Raw genomic sequence first — 16347 nt, 5'->3', positions numbered from 1 at the left:
GTCGAGCGATGCTGAGCGAGCCGGAGAAAAAACTCCTGGAAGCGATCCGCGAGGCACGAGAGCGACGCCAGCCTCTCTCGCCGCTCGCGGAAAAACTCGGGGTCGACCTGGCGGGCGCGTATCGTGTGCAAGCCGCTTCCCTCGCCGACCAGCCCCTCGTGGGGTACAAGCTGGGGTTGGTGAGCCCGGCGAAGCAGCGTCAGATGGGGCTGAGCAGCCCGATCTATGGTCGGATCAGCCGGACCATGCTGCGTGAGCAGGTGCTCTCCCTGAGCGAGTTCGTCCAACCGCGCATCGAACCTGAGATCGCGGTCGTCTTGCGTGATCCGGTCCATCCGGGGGCGCCGCCCGGTGCGATTGCGCTGGCCATCGGGGCGGCCTTTCTGGGCATCGATCTCCTCGACAGCGTCTGGGAAGGATATCGGTTCAGCGCCCCGGACGTGGTGGCGGACAATGCCTCCGGGGGAGCGTTCTTTCTCGGTGAGCAGGCGCTGCCCTGGCCGGTCGAGGGTGAACTCTCCCTTTACCTGGATGGCGAACTGGTCGCTGCCGGCTCGATCGCTGCGCTCGGGCCGGTGACCGAGCATGTCGCGTGGCTGGCGGCGGCAGTCGGTGGTCTCGAGCCGGGTCACGTTCTCTACCTGGGATCGCCAGCGGCGGCGGTGCCGGCGAGACCTGGGGTGCTCGAGTTGCGCGGCCCGGGTGGAGCGGTCCTGCTGGCTCGACTGGAGGCGTGACATGGCGGATCAGATGGTGGTGGAGAGCGAGACGGTGGCGCGCCAGCTCGAGCGTGCCTTGACGACGAAGCAGCCGATTCCCCCACTCACCGAGACACTCGGTCCCCTGACGCCGGAACAGGCGTATGCCATCCAGACGCGCTGGACCGAGTTGCGGATCGCTCAGGGTGAGCGCGTCATCGGTCGCAAGATCGGGTTGACCAGCCGGGCAATGCAAGAACAGTTGGGAGTCCGCGAGCCGGACTACGGGAGCCTCTGGGCCTCGCGCTTTTTCCCGGCTTGCGGTGGACGAGCCGAGATTCCGACCGAGATCCTCATTCAGCCACGCCTGGAGGGGGAGATCGCCTTCCTGATCGGTCGCCGCTTGGAGGGACCCGGTGTCACGCTGCAGCAAGTGCTCGCTGCGACCGAGGCGGTCGCGCTGTCGGTGGAAATCGTCGATAGCCGCATCGAGGCCTGGCGCATCAAACTGGCCGATACCATCGCTGACGATGCCTCGTTCGGTGCTTTTACCGTCGGTCCCTGGAGCCGCGCACTCGCCCGCGAGGATCTGCGGACGGTAGGAATGATCATCCACAAGAACGGCGAGGTCGCGACCGAGGGAATCGGGGCAGCTGCGTTAGGTCATCCGGCTCGCTGCGTGGCGTGGTTGGCCAACAAGCTCGCCGAATTCGGCATCGCGCTGGAGCCGGGGGATATCGTGCTCTCGGGCTCACTCGCCCGAGCTCTTCCGGCGGCCCGTGGCGATCTGTTCGTCGTCGAGCTGCATGGTCAGCCACCGCTGACGGTTCGCTTCGTGTGAGCGAGACGCTACCAGCGACGCGGTTGGCATCCGGTCTCGTCCGGGAGAAGAGGGCGGACGAGCAGGACGAACTCCTGCTGGCCGCTCTCCCAACGCGTCAATGTGTTCGCGGTAGCGAGCTCTTCCAAGAGACGCGGTAACTCCTTGCGACTCGTGATGACTGCGCAGCGTGCGGTCGGCCCCACCCACGGTGCAGGCTCGCCGATCTGGGACAGCGGCGTTGGGAGCGACCATGGGCGGCTGCTCACGGGGATGTTCTCGGGAGACTGCGGTGCTTGAGGAGCGTCGGCTGGGACAACGACGACCTGCAGGCGAGTAATGACGTAGGGCATGTCGCGCTCGATGATCGCGTCTGCCGGTAGCCAGCTCGTGAGGTCGCGCGCCTTGGCGGCGAAAGCGGCGAGCTTTTGGCGTGCTTCCCGCTGCTCAGCAGTCAGGCGCGGATCGCTCGGATCCTCGAGTCCCAGGGCGTAAACGGAGACGCGTGTCCGCTTGCCACCAGCGTGGACCGTAAAGAAGGTCGTCGGGGCATCGTACACACCGGGGAGGGGGTAATCGGCATCGCCGTCGAGGAGACCGGCAGCGGCGGCTTCCCGGAGCAGCAACTGCAGACCGTCCTCAGTGATCCGGCTCTGGAGGAGGTTGGGAAGTGCCGGGGGTGGATAGATCAAGATCTGCGGTCCGAGCACGATGACCGTTCCATCGCCATAGACGGAAAGCTCGGGTAACTCGGTGACCAGGACGAAGGGCGGAAGGAGCCCTCCGCTCGTCTCGATACGCAGGACCAGTGCATCGTGCTCGCTCGGGTGTGCGATCGGGGTCGGGGTCGGTGGGGTGCCAGCCGGGCTGACTGCGCAGGCCAAGCCGATGAGGTTGACCAATACCAACGCGACGAGTGAAGAGAGATGTGGGCCGTGCCTCTCGCGTTGCGCACGGTTGGTCCGACGAGACATGACGAGCACCTCCTGCCGAGAACATTCGCGGTTTCCTGAATACAGGACGGTACCACTCGGCAGGAGGTTCCCGTCGGAGGGTCACTCGGCGATCGAGAACTGCTCCTTTAGTTTCCCGTTCGAAAACGCGACGAGCTCGGTGTCACTGGCGACAGCGAAGGCGCGAGCGGAACTCCCGAGTGCTGCTGCTTGCTCTTCGATGAGCCGTGCCAGCCGTGCGGTTTCGCTCGCGATATCCTCGAGCGCATCGCTCTCGTTCGCCACTCGTTCGGCCTGCGTGAGGCTGGCGCGCAGATGCGCTTCCAGTTCTTGCCACTGACGGTGGACCGCATGCATGGTCGCCTGAAGTTGTTCAGCGGCTGCAGCGTGCTCTCGGGTTACTGCGTTGACCGTTTCCAGGAGGGTGCTCACCTGTTCGGTCGATCGGCGCACGAGTTGGCCTTCGCGATCGATGGCGACGATACTGTCGACGAGGGCGCGAGCTCGTTCCACGATTTCCTGGGCAGCTCGCTCGGCGTTCCCTGCCAGTTCCGAGCTCTGCTCGGCACGTTGGGCGCTTTGGCGGGCTGAGGCAGCGGCTTTGCTGATCGACTCGGTAATAGTGCCGACCAGTTCCAGGATCTCGCTAGTGGCCTGCTTCGACCGCTCGGCCAGCTTGCGGACCTCCTCGGCGACGACCGCGAATCCTTTGCCGGCTTCCCCGGCTCGGGCAGCTTCGATCGCCGCGTTGAGAGCCAGGAGATTGGTCTGTTCGGCGATCTCTTCGATCGCGCGGCCCATCTGACCGACCTGGCTGGCCAGGTTGGTCAGTTGTTCGACCTGTTCGGCAAGCTCGCGCATCCCGTCCGCCAGGACACGAAGTTCGCCGAGCGTGACCGTGATGACCTGTCCACCTTGCTCGGCGGCTGTCAGTGCCTCGCGTCCACTCGTCGCTCCCTGACCAGCTCGCTCGACGATGGCCTCGATCCGTTGCGCGAGTTCGCGGGCTGCGCTGTGCAGCTGCCGAATCGTGGTGTCCTGCTGACCGGCACCGCGGGCGATGCCAGTGGCGGCTTGATCGATTTGGGTGTGGGCCGTGGCGACCTGGTCGACCAAATGCTGATCGTGCGCCATGGTGGCAGCGAGTTCCCGGCTCGCCGCCGCGATCGCCTGGGCGATCCGCTCCAGGTCGCTGCTCGTTCGCGCCAGGGCGTGGCTGAGCGTCGAAGACTGCTGGCAGCTTCCGGTGAGGGTGGTGACGGCTTCCGTGAGGCGCCGCCGCAGTTCGCCATGTTGGTCAGTGAGGTCCTCGCGGGCATCGCGGACCGGGATACTCCCGAGATCGAGGCCGATCGAACGGAGGTAATCGAGGAAGAACGCATCGATCACTGCCTGGAGATCGTAGTTGAAGACAGTGAGGATGGCGCGTTCCGCCTGGGCACGCAAGCGCGGACGAAGCCGGAAGGCACGGCGGAGTTCGTCTCGAACGAGGTCCGTGTAGAGAGCGTAGCTTCCGATGTACCACTTGAGAGGAAGGTCGATCTGGTTGTGCAAGGCACCGATGCGTAACCGCATCGTGTAGTAGGACAGACCGAAGTCTCCACCGCGCGCTGCCTCCTCGAAGATGGAGCGAAAATAAGCGGCTTGGGTTTGCTCGAGGCGCTGCCTGACCTGTTCGAGTGGTATCCCGCGCCGGTTGGCGTACTGCTCGAAGAAGCGGCGCGTTTCGGGAAAGGTGAACTGGTGGTCGTAGAAGCGGCGGGCGATGCGGCCCGCCACACGCTCCGCCCAGGGAGCGAGTTTGGCCAAGACAGCGCGATCAGCTGGCGTCAAGCCAATGAACTGGCGGCGGTATGCGAGGTTCTCGTTCGTCAGCCGGAGTGCCTCTGCCAGCGCGGCTCCGCCGGCGGTCCAACGGTCGCGAAAATCCTGGTGTGGCCCTTCGTTCACGGGCATTCCCTCCTTTCTTCGATGGGAAAGACTCGGAACCCGGCGATGGCCGGTGCGTAGCCAATCTCTCCTATGTGAGGCACTGAAGGTACTGATCGGGTGAATTTGCAAAAAGGAGGGAACTTGCACTGGTGCGCACAGTGGTAGACTCGGAACGAAGCGGATGGGTCACCATGCCCATCTCGATGGCCAAAGAGGCAGAAGGAGATCATCGATCGGATGACGCAATGGTAAATTCACCCCTGCTGCGGGCGTGCCGTCGAAAAACGGTCGACATGACTCCCGTGTGGTTGATGCGGCAAGCTGGGCGGTATCTTCCGGAATACCGTGCCTTGCGCGAGCGTTACAGCCTCTTGGAACTCTGTCGCCAACCGGAACTCGCCGCCGAAGTGACACTCCAGCCGCTCCGCCGTTATCCTCTCGACGCAGCGATCATCTTTGCCGATATCCTGCTGCCAGTGCTCGCGCTCGGTGTACCGCTCAGCTTCGCCGAGGGCGAAGGGCCGGTCATCGGTGCGCCGATCCGCGATCCGGCAGCGGTCGACCGGCTCCCTGAACCGGACGAAAGTCCTCTGTGGCCGGTGGCCGAGGCGATCCGGATCGTGCGAGCGGAATTGCCGGAGCGGGTGGCAGTCATCGGTTTCGCGGGGGCTCCCTTCACACTGGCCAGCTACCTGATCGAGGGTGGGAGCTCCCGCCAGTACGTGCGGACGAAACGATTTCTCCTCACCGAGCGGTCTGCTTGGGAACGCTTGCTGGAGCGCTTGACCGAGCTCACGATCCGCTATCTCATGCTGCAGGTTCGCGCTGGCGCAGAGGTCGTTCAGCTCTTCGACAGCTGGGCAGGAGCATTGGCACCGGCTGTCTACCGTGACGCGGTGCTTCCGTGGACACGACGCATCGTTGCAGCGGTTCGCGAACTCGGCGTCCCGGTCATCGTCTTCAGCACTGGAACAGCCGGCTATCTCGATCTGGTGGCTGACACGGGAGCCGATGTCATCGGCGTGGACTGGCGGATCGAGCTCGATCGTGCCTGGAACGCGATCGGCGCGCGAGCGATCCAAGGGAATCTCGATCCGGCTTGGCTCCTCGCTCCAGCTGAGGACCTTCGGAAAGCTGCGCGCGATGTCTTGGACCGTGCAGCAGGCCGACCCGGTCACATTTTCAACCTCGGGCACGGCGTGCTGCCGGAGACATCGCCCGATGCGGTCGCGATCCTCGTCGAGTTCGTGCACGAGTACAGCGCCCGTGTCCGAGACTGAGTATGAGAAGGGAGGAAAACCGTGACACGCGAGCGCGTCGCTGTCTTGCTCATGGCCTACGGAGGACCCGATCGTTTGGACGATCTTCCGGCCTTCCTCCTGGACGTCCGACACGGGCGGCCGTATTCGCCCGAACTCTTGGCTGATCTCACGGAGCGTTACCGGGCGATCGGTGGTCGTTCCCCGATCCTCGAGCGCACCCGGGCCGAGGCGCTCGGGATCGAACGAGCGTTGCAGGAGTACGCGACCGAGGATGGGGTTGACTACCGCATCTACGTGGCGATGCGACACTGGCATCCCTTCATTCGCGAGGTGGTTCCAGAGATCCTGCGCGACGGCGTCGACCGGCTCGTCGCGGTCGTGATGGCGCCTCATTACTCTCGGATGAGCGTGGGTGCTTATCTGGCACGACTGGACGAGGCGCTCCGCGACCATCAGGCGACGGTTCCTGTCCATGCGGTCGAGAGCTGGAAGGACGAGCCGGAGTTCATCGCCGCTTGGGTCGACCGGATCGCTGCGGCGCTCCGAGCCGTCCCCGAGACGGAGCGATCTCGGACGCTCTTGCTGTTCACCGCGCATAGTTTGCCGACGCGGATACTGGACTGGGGGGATCCGTACCGGGAGGAGATTCTCACCTCCGTCCGGCTGGTCGCGGCGCACTTCCCAGAATACGAGTGGCGTTTCGCTTTCCAGAGTCAGGGAGCGAGCGAGGAACCGTGGTTGGGGCCGACGGTCGAGGAGACGCTCGACGAGTTGGCGGCTGCGGGTGTTGCGCGAGTCTTGCTGGTACCGATCGGGTTCGTCTGCGACCACGTGGAAGTGCTCTACGACGTCGATATCGCACACAAGGAGTACGCGTTGTCCCGGGGAATCGTGCTCGAGCGGCCAGCGATGTTGAACGATCATCCCCTGCTTTGCCGAGCGATCGCGAATGCGGTGCGGCGGACGCTGCGCGCGGCGCGCGTTGGGGTAGGATGAGCGAGGTGCACGCTCATGTGGTCGTCATCGGCGGGGGGATCGCTGGTCTCGCTGCGGCCTGGCGCCTCGAACAGCTGAGTCCGGCGATCAGCGTCACGCTGATCGAGGCAGAGCCCCGCCTGGGGGGATGGATCCGGACCGAGCACTGGGGTGAGGTCATCATCGAGCATGGTCCGGATTCGTGGGTGGCGAGCAAACCTGCAGCGACTGAACTCGCCCGTGCACTCGGTCTGGAGTCGGAGATCATCGGCTTGCGAGCGGATCAGGCCGAGACGTCGATCATGCACGACGGGCGCCTGCTCCCACTCCCCAGTGGGCTCTCCCTCCTGGTCCCGACACGCCTTCGACCGTTGCTCACGAGCCCGCTCCTCTCGCCACTCGGGAAGTTGCGGCTTCTCGCTGAGTATCTCGTTCCACCCCGGCTCGATGAAGACGACGAATCGCTGGCGAGCTTCGTACGCCGCCGCTTCGGTCGCGAGTTCGCCGAGCGTGTGGCCGAGCCGCTCCTTTCGGGGATCTTCGCTGGAGACGCGGGGCAGCTGAGCGTTCTCGCAACCTATCCGCAGTTGCGGCGCCTGGAGCGGGAGCGAGGCAGTCTGTTGCGCGCGAGAGCCATGCAGGCGCGACGACCAGCTGGGCTAGCCGGAGGATCACCCTTTCTGACCCTGCGGTCTGGTATGGGACGTCTCGTGAGGGCGGTCGCTGGCGATTTGCAGCGCACCGTGGTGCGAACCGGTGCGACCGCGTTGGGCATTGCGCCTTCCAATGGTGGATTCGCGATCGACCTGGCGGACGGGACGCGGCTGGAGGCTGATGGGGTGATCCTCGCGGTACCGGCCTGGCGGGCAGCCCGGCTGTTCGAGCGATCCTTTACCCGAGCCGCAGCGGTCCTGCAGGCTCTTCCGTATGCCTCCAGCGCGGCGGTCACGCTGGTCTACCGCCAGAGTGATCTCGCTGGATTCGCGCGGGGGCGAGGCTTCCTGGTTCCCGCGCGCGAGGGGCGGCCGATCTCGGCGGTGACGTGGGTGACCAACAAGTTCCCGGCGCGCGCACCCGAACATCTCGGGCTCGTCCGTGTCTTCTTCCGCGCCGAGCGAGCTGGGCTCAGCGACGATGCTCCCGCTGAGATCCCCGTCGCGGTCGCGCTTCAGGAACTCCGCTCCGCAGTCGGTTTGCAAGCCGAACCCCTACATGCGATCGTCTCCCGGCACGAGCGAGCATTGCCACAGTATTGCGTCGGACATCGGCAGCGGGTCGCCGAACTCCGGAGTCTCCTGGGTTCCTGGCCGGGGCTCGCGCTGGCCGGCGCAGCCTATGACGGTGTGGGCGTATCGGACTGCATCGCGAGTGGCTGGCGGGCAGCCGAGGCGGTCCTGCAGGGGATCGGAGCGAGGCAGAGCGTGGGGCGCTAGAAACCGACCCACGCGCGGACGCGCTCGAGCAGCGTCATTGAAGTAGAGAGCATGTCAGGATCCGGAGAGGGCGACGCGACGTCCTGGTCCCGCACGACAGCCACTGCATTTGCCTGGAGCCGGCTGACTACCTCCTCGCCGAAGAGCGCAGCCAGCCGCTCGAAGGCCGGCCGCAGGCGCGGTGCTCGCCATTCTGGATGGTGCGCATCGCTGGCGAGCACGCTCACCGCTCCTGCCCGAATCAGACGGAGCGCGACCTGCTGCGCGGCGTAGCCATTCTGACCGAACAACGAGTCGGCGTTCACCTGGATCAATGCGCCGGTGGCGATCGCCTCGAGGAGTCGTTCGGGCTGGCGCTGAATCGGTCCATACCGCTCGACGTGGGCGAGGATTGGCCGGAATCCGGCTGCGCGCAGTTCCAAGAGACGGTCGGTGAGGTCACTCGGCCAGGCAGTCCAGTCGGGCAACTCGACCAACACCCAGCGAGTGCCGCACAGCGTCAATGCGGTACCCACGAGGAGCCGATCGACTAGATCGGGCCAGAGCTGTTCCTCCATACCGCTGGCGAGTTGGAGCGGAAGGCTCTGGCGGTCGATGGCCTCCTGCAAGCGTTCGACAGCAGCAACGACCTGGGCGACGTCGGTACGGCGAGCGTGCGGTGTCGCGACCACGATCTGCGTCCCGTCTGCTGCTGCGACGCGGAGCATGGCGAGGGCTTGCTCGATATCGCGCGCGCCATCGTCGATGCCCGGCAGCACGTGCGTGTGGATATCCACTTGGATCGGTGGTTCCCTGTGGTGCACGGCAGTCCACCCCCTGATCGTCCCTTTCTGAGTCTACTCGCGCGCTTTGCGGCGACTGTGGCCAGACCATGTCGGCGGTACCTCCCTGGCTCGAGGAAATCGGGCACAGGGGCCTCGCCGTGCTCGTTTGCTGGCAAAGCGCACGTTGGCGTTGTCCAATGAGGTGTTTCAGCCTGCGAACGGGCGTGACAACCGGTGCGAAAGGGGAGTTGCCGTGCGCGAGCGGAGGGTGTTCAATTGGCTCAGCACGGTGATGTGCCGCACAGCGGAGGAGGCGAAGGCGAACGATGCCGCAACTAGGTTGGCAGGAACTTCTGATCGTCCTCTTCATCGTGATCGTCATCTTTGGCGCGGGGAAGCTGCCGGAGATCGGGCGTGGTCTCGGGCAGAGCATCCGCGAGTTCCGCCAGGCCGCACGGGAGGCTCAGGAGGCGCAGCGGGCCGAGCAGGCGCAGCAGGCTCAGAGCAATCTCCCTGACAAGACCGCTTGACAGAAAAGACGGTGAGAGTCTGCTGGATTCCTGGTGAATTCCGGTAGTTCGAGCTTGACCGGGAATTCGTGAGGCCGGGCTTCTGGTCGATGAGAAGCTCGGCTTCCTTGTGGTCTGGACGAGCGAAGAGAAAGTGAGCAGCATGGAGGTAGGGATCGTCGCTCTGGGTGGTGGCCTCGGAGCGATTCTACGGTATCTCGTGACGAGTTGGGTCCAGCATCGAGTCGATTTCTTCCCCTGGGGAACGGTCGTCGTCAATCTCGTGGGCAGTTTTCTCATCGGGATCGTGCTGGAGATGACGTTGCGCGGTTTTCTCTCCAGTCAGGCGCGTCTACTGCTCGGCGTGGGTATTCTCGGAGGTTTCACGACCTTTTCGTCATTGTCTTGGGAAATGTTGACGTTACTCGAAGAGGGTGATATTCTGCCAGCGTTCCTCTATGGCTTCGGGTCGCTCGTCATCGGGGTGTTCTGCGCATGGCTCGGCAGTATCGTCGTTCGGTGGGTATTCTGAGGGGCCAGCCATGGAATTGAGCGGACCAGCGAAGTGGCTCCGCATTTACATCGGCGAGCGGGATCATTGGCATGGAAAGCCGCTCTACGCGGCGATCCTCGATCTCCTGCGTCACGAGGGGATCGCGGGTGCGACCGTGCATCGAGGGATCGCTGGATACGGCGCGAGCGGCGCTGTTCACACCACGCGTGTTCTCCAGCTCTCGGTCGATCTCCCGGTCGTCATCGAGGTGATAGAGACAGCAGAGCGGATCGCGGCTGTCCTGCCACGACTGCGCGAAATGGTGAGCCAAGGATTGATCGTGCTGGTCGACTGCGAGGTGGTCCACCACCAAGCGGTTCGCCGATCGGGGGTCTCCGGGCAGAGCTGAGCGTACCCGGTTCCCTCCTCCCTGCGCCATATGCGAGAATTGCAACCGCCCGGTAGGCCGGGTAGCGACAGGCACACAGTCGTGTGGGGGCGCGTGGCGACCGAAGCGCAGCGATTACTGCATTATCTCGCCGAACACTATACCGGTCGCGAGGAGGCGAAAGATCTCGAGCGGGCTTCGGCTGGGCTGGAAGAACACGAGATCCCAGCCGAGCAACGGCGCGTGATCCGGCGTGAGCACCAGCTCGCCGACAAGCTGGCGCGCGCCTTCCAGCGTGGCCTGCGGCGGGCGTACGAGGCCCATCGTGCTGGGGGGAATGCCATCACGCTGGACGATCGCCGGCGGGACGAGAACGAAATGGCCGAAGCGTTGATCCATTTCCTCGTCGGTCCTGGTCTCGCCAAGTCGACCACGCGCGAGACGCAGCCGATGCATTACCTGTACATCATCTCGATCGATTGGGAAGCCTTGGAGCGGGTGGCGCGCGACGCGCAGGTGGATCTCGCGAGCGTGCTCGAGGCTCATTGATCGATGGAGGACCAGCAGACGAACCGAGCGCAGTCGAGCGGGCGCGACGAGCGAGTCGTGCAGGCGATGGAGGCCCTGGGGATCGCGTTCCGTCGACCGGACCTCCTGCGCCAGGCCTTGACGCACCTTTCGTACGTCTACGAACGGAGCCGGAGCACGCAGGCCGCGGTCGAGGAGGCGAACGAGCGCTTGGAGTTTCTCGGCGACGCAGTTCTCGAACTCTTGGTGAGCGAGTTCCTCTACCGGCGCTTTCCCACCGCGAGCGAGGGGGAACTCACCGCGTACCGCGCGGCTTTGGTGCGTACGCCGACGTTGGCACGCTGGGCACGCCGTTTCCGACTCGACGAGTTCTTGTATCTCGGTCGTAGCGAGGTGCCCCGACCGGGGCGACCGGTCCGCGAACGGATTCTCGCAGGAGCCTTCGAGGCGGTGCTCGGTGCGCTCTACCTGGATCGTGGTATTCGGGTCGTGCGGCGGTTCCTGCACCGGCTCTTGCTCGAAGAGGCCGAGGGACTGATCGCGATCGGCCAGAACGAGAACTACAAGGGACGGCTCCAGGAACTGATTCAAGACCGGTTGCGGATCACGCCGGTCTATCGCACCATTGCAGTGACGGGGCCGGCGCACCAGCGTACGTTCACGGCGGAAGTGCTGATCGGCGAGCGCCCATACGGAGTGGGCCACGGCCCGAGCAAGCGGGCAGCGGAGCAAGAGGCAGCACGGCGCGCACTCGAGCGGCTGCGGGCGGAGGGGATCGGCTGAGGCGATGGGCGGGCTCTACGACCAACTGACGATTTTCGGTGGTAATTCCAATCCGGAACTCACCAAGGCGATCTGCGCCTATATCGACATCCCACCCGGACGGATCGAAGTCTTCAAGTTCAGCAACGAAAATATCTTCGTGCGCATCGGCGAGAGCGTGCGCGAGAACGATGTCTTCGTCATCCAGTCGTTCTCGAGCCCCGTGAACGAGAGCATCATGGAGCTACTGATCATCATCGATGCCCTCAAGCGCGCATCAGCCGGTCGGATCACCGCGGTGATCCCCTACTACGCCTACGGGAGAACAGACAAGAAGGACCAACCGCGTGTGCCCATCACCGCTCGTCTGATCGCCGACATGATCACCGTCGCCGGAGCGGATCGGATTCTGACCGTCGATCTGCATGCAGGGCAGATCCAAGGTTTCTTCAACATCCCCGTGGACGAGATGACCGCGCTGCCGATTCTCGCGCGGTACTTCCAGGAAAAACGACTGGAGAATCCGGTAGTCGTTTCCCCTGACCTCGGGAGCACCAAGCGGGCACGCAACTTCGCCGAGGAACTGGACGCTCCCCTCGCCATCATCGAAAAGCGCCGGCTGGGGAACGACGATCGAACCGAAGTGCTGAATCTCATCGGTTCGGTCGATGACGCATCGGTGATCCTGATCGACGACGAGATCGATACAGCGGGATCGATCACCCAAGCGGCCGAGCTCTGTATCGCTCGCGGTGCGCGTGAAGTGTATGCGGCCTGTACCCATCCAGTCCTGAGCGGACCGGCGATCGAACGGCTCGCCCTGAGCCCGATCAAAGAAGTTGTCGTGACCGATACGATCCCGCTTCCTCCACAGAAGCGGCTGGACAAGATCACGGTTCTTTCGGTGGCACCCCTGCTCGGTGAATCGATCCAGCGGATCCACACCGGAGCCAGCGTCAGTTTGGCCTACCGCAGTGCTGGGCGTTTGCCCTTGCGCTGAGATCCACTGGTCGGGCGAACGGTGGCAGCGCTTGACGTCGCCCGGGTGAGCATGCAACGCTTCTCGGGCACGAAGCCGGACGGCAGTTGCGTGAGGTGTGAGGATGCCACGCGCTACGGTCCGTTCGTCGCGCCGGAGAAGCGCGTCGGGATCTCTGGTCGCTGGCCTGCTGATCTTCGCGATCGTGACCGGCGGTATCGTCGCAGTCGCGCTCCAGTTCGGTGACCGGCAGGACACGACGACGATCGGGGTTGCCGACCAGAGCAGTGCCTCAGCCACACTGACGCGCGAGTTGGCTGCCCCGCGGACAGCCCGCGAAGCTGCTGAGCGTTTCGTGCGCGCCTGGGAGGAGCGGGACTACCGCGCGATGTACGCGCTCCTCTCGTCGGCTGCCCGTCAGCAAATCGACGAAGCTCAGTTCATTCGTCGCTACGAAGCGATCTCGGCCGAAATGGGCGAACGCTCGCTCCAGGTCACGCTGGGAGAGGCGTTGCCTGGGACCATGCGCTTTCCGATCCACGTGGTACGCGAGACGACGCGCGTCGGCCGACTCGAGGAGGATAACGCGATCCCGATCGTTCGCGAAGGGGACGCGTTCCGGATCGATTGGACACCTTCGCTCATCGTCGCCGACTTGGGTGACGGCCGTGTCGAGTGGATCCCGACGGTTCCCCAGCGTGGCCGTCTCCTCGACGTGAAGGGAAGGCCGCTTGCCCAACTGGGTTTGGTGAACAAGGTGGGTGTCGTTCCGGGACAGATTCGCGACGAGCACCTTTTGCTCGAGCGCTTGAGTACTCTCCTCAATGTGCCCTCCGAGACGATACGGCAGCGGTATGCTGGTGGACAACCTGATTGGTTCATGCCGGTCGCAACGCTCCCCGATCCGATCGATCCCGGTTTGCTCGAACAGCTCGCCGGAATCCCCGGGGTCGTGGTCCGTCAGTGGCCCGAGCGCGTCTATCCCCTCGGCCCGGCCGCCGCGCACGTGACCGGCTATCTCTCGGAGGTTTCAGCCGAGGAACTCGAGCGGCGTGCGGCTGACGGCTATGAGCCGGGCGATCGGATCGGACGAGCGGGGATCGAGGCGTGGGCGGAAGACTTCCTGCGCGGCCGCCGCGGAGGGCGGTTAGTCATCGTCGGGCCGGACGGGAGAGAGCGACGATTCCTCGCCGAGATCCCGGCACAGCCGGCGGCTGACGTGCTGACGACGATCGATACCGACCTGCAAGAGGCAGCGTACCGAGCGCTCGGTGATCGGGTCGGGAGCGTGGTGGCGATCGATCCGCGGAGCGGTGCCATCCGGGCTTTGGTGAGTAACCCGAGCTTCGATCCCAACCGCTTCATCCTCGGGTTGCGAACCGACGAATGGCAGGCGCTCAATGACGAGCAACGTCGCCCACTGATCGACCGGGCGACGCAGGTGGGATATCCCACCGGATCGACCTTCAAGGTGGTGACCATGGCTGCAGGACTGGCGTATCTGGGCTTGCGCGCCGAGAGCAGGTTCGATTGCCCGCCCACCTTCAGTCTGCCGGGAAGTTCTGTTGTTTGGCGCGATTGGAACCCGCGCGGGCAGGGACAGTTGACGCTGCACGATGCCCTGGTCCAGTCCTGTAACACCGTCTTCTTTCAGATCGGTGCGCAGCTCGACGAGCGCGATCCCAACCTGCTTCCCCAGATGGCGCGTGCGTTCGGTTTCGGGTCGGAAACTGGACTCACCGAGTTGCCCGAGACGGCCGGCCTGGTCCCTGATCCCAGCTGGAAGCGTCGGGAGCGTGGGGACTACTGGGCGCGAGGAGATGCGGTCAATCTGTCGATCGGACAAGGATTCTTCCTGGCGACGCCGCTGCAGTTGGCCGATGCCTATGCGGCGCTCGCCAACGGGGGCACGCTCTGGCAGCCGTTCCTCGTCGAGCGAGTCGTCGCGATCGACGGCAGCGAGCGTTTCCATGCCGAGCCGAAGGCGCGAGGAGCGCTCCCGTTGACACCAGAGCAGATCGACACGATCCGAGCCGCATTACGCGATGTGGTCGCTCGGCCGAACGGGACAGCATGGAGTGCCTTCCAGGGTTTTACGGTTTCGGTGGCAGGCAAGACAGGTACGGCCGAGTCTGGCCAGGAGACGCCGCACGCCTGGTTCGTGGCGATCGCGCCAGCCGAGAATCCAGAACTCGTCCTGGTGGTGATGGTGGAGCACGGCGGGGAAGGGTCGCGCGTCGCGGCACCGATCGCGCGGCAGATCCTCGAAACAGCGCAACAAGCCGGGTATTTTCAGCGATAGGCCATGACGGGCTCGCCGTCTCCCACCGGGGGGTGCATGCTCGGCTCTTGCGGAGCGAGTACGAGGTCTGCACCGAGATCGCGCAGGATCCGGCGTGCGACACGGAGGCCCGCGAGGGCTGTCGCCGGAATCGACTGGCCCGGAAAGACGCTATCGCCCACCAGATACAAGCCCGGCACGATCTCCGTTGGCCAACCGACGAACGGATGGCGCTGCGGAAAGCCACCGACCCAGCCCCAGGGTCGCCGGGCGAAGCGCTGGAACGCGAGGGGCGTACTCGGCAGTACGGCGCGGATCGCGCCCGGTAGCCAGGGAAGTGCACGGGCTGCCGTATCCAGCATGCGTTCGGTATAGCGCGCGATTTCGGCTTCGTAGGCTGTCCGATCGGTCTCGGCGAGCCGCCACCAGTGCTCGTAGCGCGTATGCGTACTCATCGTAGCGGCTCGGCGGCCGGCCGGTGCCCGGCTGCCATCCCACTCCGGACTGAGCGAGAGAAAGACGGATCGCCCCTCGCCGAGCTGGCCGGGTGCGAGAATTTGCTGGTGGACCGGCGTGCCCCGCGGGATAGCGCTGCTGTCCAGACTCACATAGAGCATGAAGGCTCCCCAGCCGCGCGGCGGTCGCTCAGTGCGGGAGCGTAACCATTTCGGCGCCTCGGGCCAGATGCGCGCCAGTCCCCATGGCGTGAGGTTCGCGATGAGGAGCGACGATTCGAGAACCAGCCCTTGCCGGGTTCGGATGCGCCAGCTGGTGCCTGCGCGTTCGATGGTTTCCACCTCCTGGCGGAAATGGACCGAGCCGCCCTGCCGCTGGATCGCTTCGACGAGAAGACGGGCGATCGTCCCGGTACCACCGGCGAGTTCGGCCACACCAGCATTGGGCAAGTCCAGCGCGGCAGCGCCATAAAGCGCAAAAATGTCGGTGGCCACACCCTGTGCCGCGATGAGGAGCTGTGCATCGATGAAGCGGCGGAAGATCGGATCGTCCGGCAGATACCGCGCCAGTGGGCGCCACAAGTCAAGCACGATCGCGGGGGAAGGGTGGGCGGCGAGGAACCACCGCGCCGTCGCAGCGACCAGGTCGCGCAGCGAGCCGAGTGAGCGGGGTCGCAGTTCGGGGAGCCGCAAGGCGAAATCCCAGAGAAGACGCGCCGTCTTTTCTTGCCAGGTCCAGAAAGGCAGACTGGTGGGAAAGAGCGATCGGTACGTCTCCCAGCGTCGCTCGTCAGCGTAGCGGGGGACTATCGTGCCGTCCTCCAGATGGACGACCATGGTCGGATCGCAGAGCCGGGCCGGCCATGACTCGATCCCGGCGGTGCGCCCGAGCAGTTGGAGCGGTCCTCCCGGGGCGAGTCCAGCGACCAGGGTCGCACCAGCATCGTACCAGTGGCCCTGATAACGGAACGAGGCGGCGCACCCACCGGGGTAGATGTGGGCCTCCAGCACGGTGACCGGGAGTCCAGCATGGGACAGTGCCGCACCAGCCGCAAGCCCGGCGATGCCGGCACCGATGACGACGATTCGTCGTGTACTCTGGGATGTCATGCGGA

General features: G+C 64.8%; 16 protein-coding genes. 12 read left to right on the top strand and 4 right to left on the bottom strand.

All coding sequences use genetic code 11. The features are described 5' to 3' along the window. The first annotated feature begins 8 nt into the window (after positions 1-8). Positions 9-737 carry a 2-keto-4-pentenoate hydratase gene (locus tag TRD_RS06520; protein ID WP_015922337.1) on the top strand — a complete coding sequence of 243 codons (729 nt, stop codon included), beginning with the start codon at positions 9-11 and terminating at the stop codon, positions 735-737. 1 nt (position 738) lies between these two features. Then, complete coding sequence (locus tag TRD_RS06515) at positions 739-1539, top strand: 2-keto-4-pentenoate hydratase (protein ID WP_015922336.1); 801 nt, start codon at positions 739-741, stop codon at positions 1537-1539. Positions 1540-1547: 8 nt separating this feature from the next. On the opposite strand, the gene TRD_RS06510 is transcribed toward TRD_RS06515, so the two are convergent. Together TRD_RS06510 and TRD_RS06505 are read right to left on the bottom strand one after the other, a co-directional pair. Continuing rightward, complete coding sequence (locus TRD_RS06510) at positions 1548-2492, bottom strand: hypothetical protein (protein ID WP_015922335.1); 945 nt, start codon at positions 2490-2492, stop codon at positions 1548-1550. 81 nt (positions 2493-2573) lie between these two features. Next, on the bottom strand, positions 2574-4421 hold the full coding sequence (locus TRD_RS06505) for a methyl-accepting chemotaxis protein (RefSeq protein WP_015922334.1): 1848 nt from the start codon (positions 4419-4421) through the stop codon (positions 2574-2576). 185 nt (positions 4422-4606) lie between these two features. Here TRD_RS06505 and hemE point away from each other — a divergent pair, with 185 nt between their 5' ends. The 3 genes from hemE to hemG are packed head-to-tail and all read left to right on the top strand — an operon-like array spanning position 4607 to position 8073. After that, positions 4607-5683 carry a uroporphyrinogen decarboxylase gene (hemE, locus tag TRD_RS06500; RefSeq protein WP_420806794.1) on the top strand — a complete coding sequence of 359 codons (1077 nt, stop codon included), beginning with the start codon at positions 4607-4609 and terminating at the stop codon, positions 5681-5683. Between the two features lie 21 nt (positions 5684-5704). Next, a complete protein-coding gene (gene hemH, locus TRD_RS06495; protein ID WP_015922332.1) occupies positions 5705-6661 on the top strand; it encodes a ferrochelatase in 957 nt (318 codons plus the stop codon). Continuing rightward, positions 6658-8073: a protoporphyrinogen oxidase gene (gene hemG, locus TRD_RS06490; RefSeq protein WP_041436798.1), complete on the top strand. Its 1416-nt coding sequence runs from the start codon at positions 6658-6660 to the stop codon at positions 8071-8073. The genes hemH and hemG overlap by 4 nt, the downstream gene beginning before the upstream one ends. Here hemG and TRD_RS06485 read toward each other — a convergent pair. Beyond that, positions 8070-8876 carry a tyrosine-protein phosphatase gene (locus TRD_RS06485; protein ID WP_143714654.1) on the bottom strand — a complete coding sequence of 269 codons (807 nt, stop codon included), beginning with the start codon at positions 8874-8876 and terminating at the stop codon, positions 8070-8072. The genes hemG and TRD_RS06485 overlap by 4 nt on opposite strands. Before the next feature lie 287 nt (positions 8877-9163). Here TRD_RS06485 and tatA point away from each other — a divergent pair, with 287 nt between their 5' ends. The 7 genes from tatA (at position 9164) to mrdA (ending at position 14798) form a co-directional block, all read left to right on the top strand. After that, complete coding sequence (tatA, locus tag TRD_RS06480; protein ID WP_015922329.1) at positions 9164-9367, top strand: twin-arginine translocase TatA/TatE family subunit; 204 nt, start codon at positions 9164-9166, stop codon at positions 9365-9367. 142 nt (positions 9368-9509) lie between these two features. Further along, a complete protein-coding gene (crcB, locus tag TRD_RS06475) occupies positions 9510-9878 on the top strand; it encodes a fluoride efflux transporter CrcB (protein ID WP_041436013.1) in 369 nt (122 codons plus the stop codon). A gap of 10 nt (positions 9879-9888) precedes the next feature. After that, the gene (locus TRD_RS06470) at positions 9889-10248 is read left to right on the top strand and encodes a DUF190 domain-containing protein (RefSeq protein ID WP_015922327.1); all 360 of its coding nucleotides are present in this window, start codon (positions 9889-9891) and stop codon (positions 10246-10248) included. Between the two features lie 93 nt (positions 10249-10341). After that, positions 10342-10776 (top strand): hypothetical protein, encoded by a 435-nt coding sequence (locus tag TRD_RS06465; RefSeq protein WP_015922326.1) that lies wholly within the window; start codon positions 10342-10344, stop codon positions 10774-10776. Positions 10777-10779: 3 nt separating this feature from the next. Continuing rightward, positions 10780-11538, top strand: coding sequence for a ribonuclease III (rnc, locus tag TRD_RS06460; protein ID WP_015922325.1), 759 nt, complete (start codon positions 10780-10782; stop codon positions 11536-11538). A 4-nt stretch (positions 11539-11542) separates the two neighbouring features. After that, the gene (locus TRD_RS06455) at positions 11543-12517 is read left to right on the top strand and encodes a ribose-phosphate diphosphokinase (RefSeq protein ID WP_015922324.1); all 975 of its coding nucleotides are present in this window, start codon (positions 11543-11545) and stop codon (positions 12515-12517) included. 103 nt (positions 12518-12620) lie between these two features. After that, positions 12621-14798, top strand: a complete 2178-nt coding sequence (gene mrdA, locus TRD_RS06450) for a penicillin-binding protein 2 (protein ID WP_015922323.1) — start codon at positions 12621-12623, stop codon at positions 14796-14798. Here the strand turns inward: mrdA and TRD_RS06445 are convergent. Further along, complete coding sequence (locus tag TRD_RS06445; RefSeq protein WP_015922322.1) at positions 14789-16342, bottom strand: phytoene desaturase family protein; 1554 nt, start codon at positions 16340-16342, stop codon at positions 14789-14791. The genes mrdA and TRD_RS06445 overlap by 10 nt on opposite strands. Positions 16343-16347: the final 5 nt, after the last annotated feature.

Origin of the sequence: Thermomicrobium roseum DSM 5159 (assembly GCF_000021685.1) — a bacterium.
Taxonomy (GTDB): domain Bacteria; phylum Chloroflexota; class Chloroflexia; order Thermomicrobiales; family Thermomicrobiaceae; genus Thermomicrobium; species Thermomicrobium roseum.
The sequence above is the reverse complement of the archived record's forward strand: the minus strand, read 5'-3'. Positions and strand labels throughout refer to the sequence as shown.

Excerpts from the sequence above, each read along its gene's own strand:
- TRD_RS06520 (WP_015922337.1), top strand. The coding sequence starts at position 9 with ATGCTGAGCGAGCCGGAGAAAAAACTCCTGGAAGCGATCCGCGAGGCA.
- TRD_RS06515 (WP_015922336.1), top strand. The coding sequence starts at position 739 with ATGGCGGATCAGATGGTGGTGGAGAGCGAGACGGTGGCGCGCCAGCTC.
- TRD_RS06510 (WP_015922335.1), bottom strand. The coding sequence starts at position 2,492 with ATGTCTCGTCGGACCAACCGTGCGCAACGCGAGAGGCACGGCCCACAT.
- hemE (WP_420806794.1), top strand. The coding sequence starts at position 4,607 with ATGGCCAAAGAGGCAGAAGGAGATCATCGATCGGATGACGCAATGGTA.
- hemG (WP_041436798.1), top strand. The coding sequence starts at position 6,658 with ATGAGCGAGGTGCACGCTCATGTGGTCGTCATCGGCGGGGGGATCGCT.
- tatA (WP_015922329.1), top strand. The coding sequence starts at position 9,164 with ATGCCGCAACTAGGTTGGCAGGAACTTCTGATCGTCCTCTTCATCGTG.
- crcB (WP_041436013.1), top strand. The coding sequence starts at position 9,510 with ATGGAGGTAGGGATCGTCGCTCTGGGTGGTGGCCTCGGAGCGATTCTA.
- TRD_RS06470 (WP_015922327.1), top strand. The coding sequence starts at position 9,889 with ATGGAATTGAGCGGACCAGCGAAGTGGCTCCGCATTTACATCGGCGAG.
- rnc (WP_015922325.1), top strand. The coding sequence starts at position 10,780 with ATGGAGGACCAGCAGACGAACCGAGCGCAGTCGAGCGGGCGCGACGAG.
- TRD_RS06455 (WP_015922324.1), top strand. The coding sequence starts at position 11,543 with ATGGGCGGGCTCTACGACCAACTGACGATTTTCGGTGGTAATTCCAAT.
- mrdA (WP_015922323.1), top strand. The coding sequence starts at position 12,621 with ATGCCACGCGCTACGGTCCGTTCGTCGCGCCGGAGAAGCGCGTCGGGA.
- TRD_RS06445 (WP_015922322.1), bottom strand. The coding sequence starts at position 16,342 with ATGACATCCCAGAGTACACGACGAATCGTCGTCATCGGTGCCGGCATC.